We start from the raw sequence: 4928 nt of genomic DNA, 5'->3' as shown, positions 1-4928 counted from the left end.
TTTTTATTTTGCTTTCTGCTCCAAACCATGAAATAGATTCTCAATTTCTCAGGCGGAAACCAGCGCCCCTGCCAGGGACGCTCCGCTGGGCCCAATTTCTCAGCGATGAGAAATTGGGGAAAGAATCGCCAAAGGCGGGGCCTTCCCCCGCCTTGTGGAATCCACCCCGCGGTACTGGGTAGAGGGTGCACCTTCCTGTTTTCGGCCCTTGGCCCGGTGGGGTCACATAGATGGCATGGAATTTCCACAGAATGCACCTGCTTGTTGTGGAACATTATGCTTCTACCGCCAGGGCCTTACCCTGGTGTGCAACTGTTCCCAGTTGCCGGAGGTTTGGCTCCCGGCGGCGGGAACGCCACTTCTCCAGAGTAGGCCCGGAGGTGGAAACCACCCAGTCATAGGGCCAGTTGCCATGGTGGCTTGGTGTGGTGGCAGAGGCAGGGGCCACAGCAAGGGTGACGGGCCGACCATAGGCTTGACGCATTTTCAGCCTCGCACCCTAGGGGGGTACTTAGGGGGGAACGCCCTAAGCGGGTTTTGGTTCCTTTTGGCCGGGCAAAAGGAACCCCCAGCGGGGAGCGTCCCCACCAGGCTGGCAAGCCTGCGCCTAGGCCATTTAGAAGAACAATCCTCCAGTCAGTCTTGTACAGGGCGGTATTGGGCTAAAAAGTATCGGGCAGGAGAAGGTGAACGCCTTCTCCTGCCCGATGTGTCTTATTTTTTGGTCAGCAACCCTGCAATGCTTCGCACCGGGGCGTACAGCACCGCCGCCACCGGCCACACAATCCAAGTGCGGTCCCAGGCCATGGTCCAGAAGCTCCAGCCCAGGTAGATGGCCAGCACCAGACCCCAGTAGATGGTGGTCAGAGGGCTGTTTTCCTCCCGCTTGTGCTCCCGGGTGTAGTCCCCAGTCTCCAATAGCCGCTGGAAGCTTCCGGCGATGATGCAGGTGCGCACCAGCAGGAACACCCCCACCGCCACCAACACAAACATGAGGATGAGGCCGATGATGGGAGCCATGCCGTCCTCGTCTATGGCCACAAGAATCATCAGCGGGGCCAGACTGAGAATGCACAGGGTGATGCCCACCACCAGCAGCATCAGGTGGGTGGTCTGGTATTCGGCCTGACGCTTTTTCACCACGCCGTCCACCCCATAGGCCAATTCCACAGGCTGGTTGTCCAGGTGCTCGTAGGGGGTCAGGCGGCTGCCAAAGAAGAGAAACAGGGCCACCGCGGCGGATACCAGGGCCAGCATCACCAGGATGCCCACCCCGCCCGCCAGAGGCTCGGACAGGGTGAAGCGGCCCTCTTCGCTGGACAGGCCGCCCAGGTAAATGAGGGCGGTGGGGGAGAGAATGCACAGGAACACGCCCAGGGCGATTTTACTGGCCACCCCTCGCACCGTGTCCAGGTAGGTGTTGGCCTGCTCCAGGGTGATGTGGTGGACCGGGACTTGGGGCCCATCCAGAATGGGGGCAGGTTCCGGCTCTGCCTGGGGCAGCTCCGGCTCCATCTCGTCGAGGAGCAGGTAGTCGGTGCTCACGTCAAAGAGCTGGCTGAGCCGGAGAATTTTGTCCAGGTCTGGGATGGAGCTGCCGCTCTCCCACTTGGACACCGCCTGCCGGGACACTCCCAGCTGGTGGGCCAGCTCCTCCTGGGACCACCCGGCCTTTTTTCTCAAATTTGTGATCTTATCTCCTAAAATCATAGGTGTGCCTCCCGTCGCTTTTGATGGTCTCATGGTAGCACCTCCCACGGTTGCAGGCCACCAAACAGGGCTGGAAATCTGTCAACTGCCAGTTGCGGCGGGGATATGACACCGTATTTTTGGGGGATTTGGGGCCATTTGGACTCTTACCACTGGGTCAGCTCCAGATACAGATCCTTGTACTGACGGGCGGAATTCTCCCAGGACACGTCCTTGGCCATGTCCCGCTGGACCACCTCGTCCCAGTGATAGCGGTTGGTGAAATAGAGGGTCTTGGCCCGGTTGATGGCGTCCAGCAGCAGCCCGGCGTCGTAACGGTCGAAGGTGAAGCCGTTGCCGTCTCCGGTGAAGGTGTTGTAGGGCTCCACGGTGTCCTTCAAGCCGCCGGTCTCCCGGACGATGGGCAGGGTGCCGTAGTGCATAGCGTTGAGCTGGGTCAGGCCGCAGGGCTCAAAGCGGGAGGGCACCAGCAGGGCATCGGCGCCGGCGTAGATGCGGTGGGCCCGGGCCTCGTCGTACTGGATGCAGGCGCAGAAGGTGCCGCGGTGGGCGCTCTCATAGTAGCGGAAGGTGTCCTCGTACTCCCGGTCGCCGGTACCCAGCACCACCACCTGGGTGTTGCCGTCCAGCACCATGGGGATGATGGAGCTGACCAGGTCCAGACCCTTCTGGTTGGTCAGGCGGGAGATGAGGCCGATGACGAACTTGCCCTCGTCCTGCTCCAGGCCCAGCTCCTTTTGCAGGGCCAGCTTGTTGGCCATCTTGTGGTCCAGCACGTTGCCCAGGTCGTAGTGCTCTGCCAGAGCGGGGTCGGTGGCGGGGTTCCACATGTCGTAGTCAATGCCGTTGACGATGCCACGCAGCTTACCGCTGTGGTAGCGCAGGTGGCCTTCCAGGTGCTCGCCGTATTCGGCGGTCTGAATCTCCCCGGCGTAGGTGCCGCTGACGGTGGTGACCCGGTCGGCGTAGGCGATGCCGCCCTTGAGCATGTTGGCGTCCTGATAGCCGTCCTTCAAAGCGCCCATCTGGAACACCTCATTGGGCAGGCCGGACCAGTAGCGAATGGTGGGGATGTTGTAAATGCCCTGGAAACGCAGGTTGTGGATGGTGAGGATGGACTGGGCGTGGCCCACGGGGGAGTCCTTGAACAGGGTGCGCAGATACACCGGCACCAGACCCGCCTGCCAGTCGTGGCAGTGGACAATGTCGGGAATCCAGTTTAAGTAGTTCAGAGCAGCCAGAGCGGCCTTGCTGAAGAAGCAGTACTTGGGGATGTCGTCCACCAGGTTGGTGTAGGGATTGCCGGAGGAGAAGAACTCCTGGTTGTCGATGAAGTCGTACACCACGCCGTCACAGACATACTCCATAATTCCCACATAGTAGTTGCGCCCGGTGTTGCCCAGGTCCATGTAGAACTCGCCCCGGTACTCCATTTTCTCCTGGAACTTCTGGGGGATGCAGGCGTAGCGGGGCAGAATCACCCGCACGTCACAGTTGAGCTTCACCAGCTGACGGGGCAGGGCGTACATCACGTCGCCCAGACCGCCAGTCTTGACAAAGGGGTGACATTCCGAGCCGATGAAGGCAATGCTTCTCCGGGGCAGGTTGGACATCTCATACATAGGTTTGACCTCCTCCACAACAGGTGATACATCTTCTTCCACACTGGGAGCGGTTTCCTCTTCAACAGGGGCGGGTTCTTCTTCCGCAGGGGCGGCTTCCTCCACGACAGGAGCGGCCTCTTCCACGACTGGAGCGGGCTCCTCCGCCACGGGGGCAGCCTCTTCCACCACGGGAGCGGGCTCCTCCACGACAGGGGTAGTCTCTTCCACGACAGGGGTAGTCTCTTCCACGACGGGAGCGGTCTCTTCCACCACGGGAGCGACCTCCTCCACGACGGGAGTGACCTCCTCCACGACGGGGGCGGTCTCCTCCACCACAGGGGTGGGCTCCTCAGCGACAGGAGCGGGCTTCTTGGCGGCAGCGGCGGGCTTCTTCCGGGTGGTGGTGGTCTTGCGGGTGCTGGTTCGGGTCTTGGGTGCGGCAGGTGCGGCGGGCTTGGCAGCGGTGGGAGTTTCCACCACAGCGGGCTCCGTGGGCTGCACGGCGGTCACAGGCTCGGCCACCGGGGCAACGGTACGGGCCGGGGTGGGGGCTTTCTTGACCACTTTCTTGGCCGTGGTTTTCTTTTTGGAGGAACGTGCCTTCTTGTGTACCATTATGGATCTTCCTTTCCTGTATGTATCGCCACGCATGGGGGGCGGAAATGGTGGATCGCTCACACCTGTAAGTGTTCCGGGGGCCGATACTGGAGGGCCTCCGCCAGGTGGTGGGGCTGGATGTGCTCCGACTGGTCCAGGTCTGCCACGGTGCGGGCCACCCGGAGGATGCGGTCATAGCTGCGGGCGGTGAGGCCCAGCTTTTCATAGGCGCTTTGAATCATGGCCTGGCAGGTGTCGTCCAACTGGCAGTACGCTTTGAGCTCCTGGGGGCCCATATGGGCGTTGCAGGTGGGGCCGTGGGGGCCGAAGCGGACGTGCTGGATGGCGCGGGCGGCGTTGACCCGGGCCCGAATGTCCGCCGAGGATTCGGCGGGGGTGGACTGTCCCGCCAACTCGTGGTATTCCAGGGCGGGCACGTCCACACAGATATCAATGCGGTCCAGCATGGGACCGGAGATGCGGCTTTGGTAGCGCCGAACCGCCTGCTCAGAGCAGGTACACCGCCCCGAGGGGTGGCCGTACCAGCCGCACTTGCAGGGATTCATGGCACACACCAGCATAAATCGGCTGGGGTAGGTCACCGTCCCGGACACCCGGGTGATCTGGGTGCTCCCGTCCTCCAGGGGCTGGCGCAGCACCTCCAGCACGTCGGAGTGGAACTCAGGCAGCTCGTCTAAGAACAGCACCCCGTTGTGGGCCAGGGAGATCTCCCCGGGGCGCAGGGTAGTGCCTCCGCCTGCCATGCCGGCGGCCGAGATGGTGTGGTGGGGGGCACGGAAGGGGCGGCGGAGCACCATGGGGTGCTCCCGGCTGGTCAGGCCCACCACGGAGTAGATCTCTGTACAGGCCAGGGCCTCCTCCCGGGTCAGATCGGGGAGAATGGAGGGCAGGCGCTTGGCCATCATGGACTTGCCCGCCCCAGGGCTGCCCGTCATTAGAATATGGTGTCCGCCGGCGGCGGCCACTTCCAGGGCCCGCTTGGCTCCCTCCTGGCCC

General features: G+C 62.5%; 4 protein-coding genes. All 4 read right to left on the bottom strand.

Translation table 11 applies throughout. The annotated features are described in order from the left end of the window. Positions 1 to 274: 274 nt before the first annotated feature. Positions 275 to 484, bottom strand: coding sequence for a hypothetical protein (locus tag E0L15_RS11910; RefSeq protein WP_168125761.1), 210 nt, complete (start codon positions 482 to 484; stop codon positions 275 to 277). A 230-nt stretch (positions 485 to 714) separates the two neighbouring features. Further along, complete coding sequence (locus tag E0L15_RS11905; RefSeq protein ID WP_168125759.1) at positions 715 to 1710, bottom strand: helix-turn-helix transcriptional regulator; 996 nt, start codon at positions 1708 to 1710, stop codon at positions 715 to 717. 146 nt (positions 1711 to 1856) lie between these two features. After that, positions 1857 to 3929: a glycogen/starch synthase gene (locus E0L15_RS11900; RefSeq protein ID WP_243155485.1), complete on the bottom strand. Its 2073-nt coding sequence runs from the start codon at positions 3927 to 3929 to the stop codon at positions 1857 to 1859. 59 nt (positions 3930 to 3988) lie between these two features. Continuing rightward, positions 3989 to 4928 (bottom strand): YifB family Mg chelatase-like AAA ATPase (locus tag E0L15_RS11895; protein WP_168125757.1); only part of this gene is annotated, 940 nt, incomplete at its 5' end.

The organism is Pseudoflavonifractor sp. SW1122 (assembly GCF_012027765.1).
Classification (GTDB): domain Bacteria; phylum Bacillota; class Clostridia; order Oscillospirales; family Oscillospiraceae; genus Enterenecus; species Enterenecus faecium.
This window is presented reverse-complemented; position numbering and strand designations above follow the sequence as displayed.

Bases quoted from the DNA above. Each gene is read 5' to 3' on its own strand.
- E0L15_RS11910 (WP_168125761.1), bottom strand. From the start codon at position 484: ATGCGTCAAGCCTATGGTCGGCCCGTCACCCTTGCTGTGGCCCCTGCC.
- E0L15_RS11905 (WP_168125759.1), bottom strand. From the start codon at position 1,710: ATGATTTTAGGAGATAAGATCACAAATTTGAGAAAAAAGGCCGGGTGG.
- E0L15_RS11900 (WP_243155485.1), bottom strand. From the start codon at position 3,929: ATGGTACACAAGAAGGCACGTTCCTCCAAAAAGAAAACCACGGCCAAG.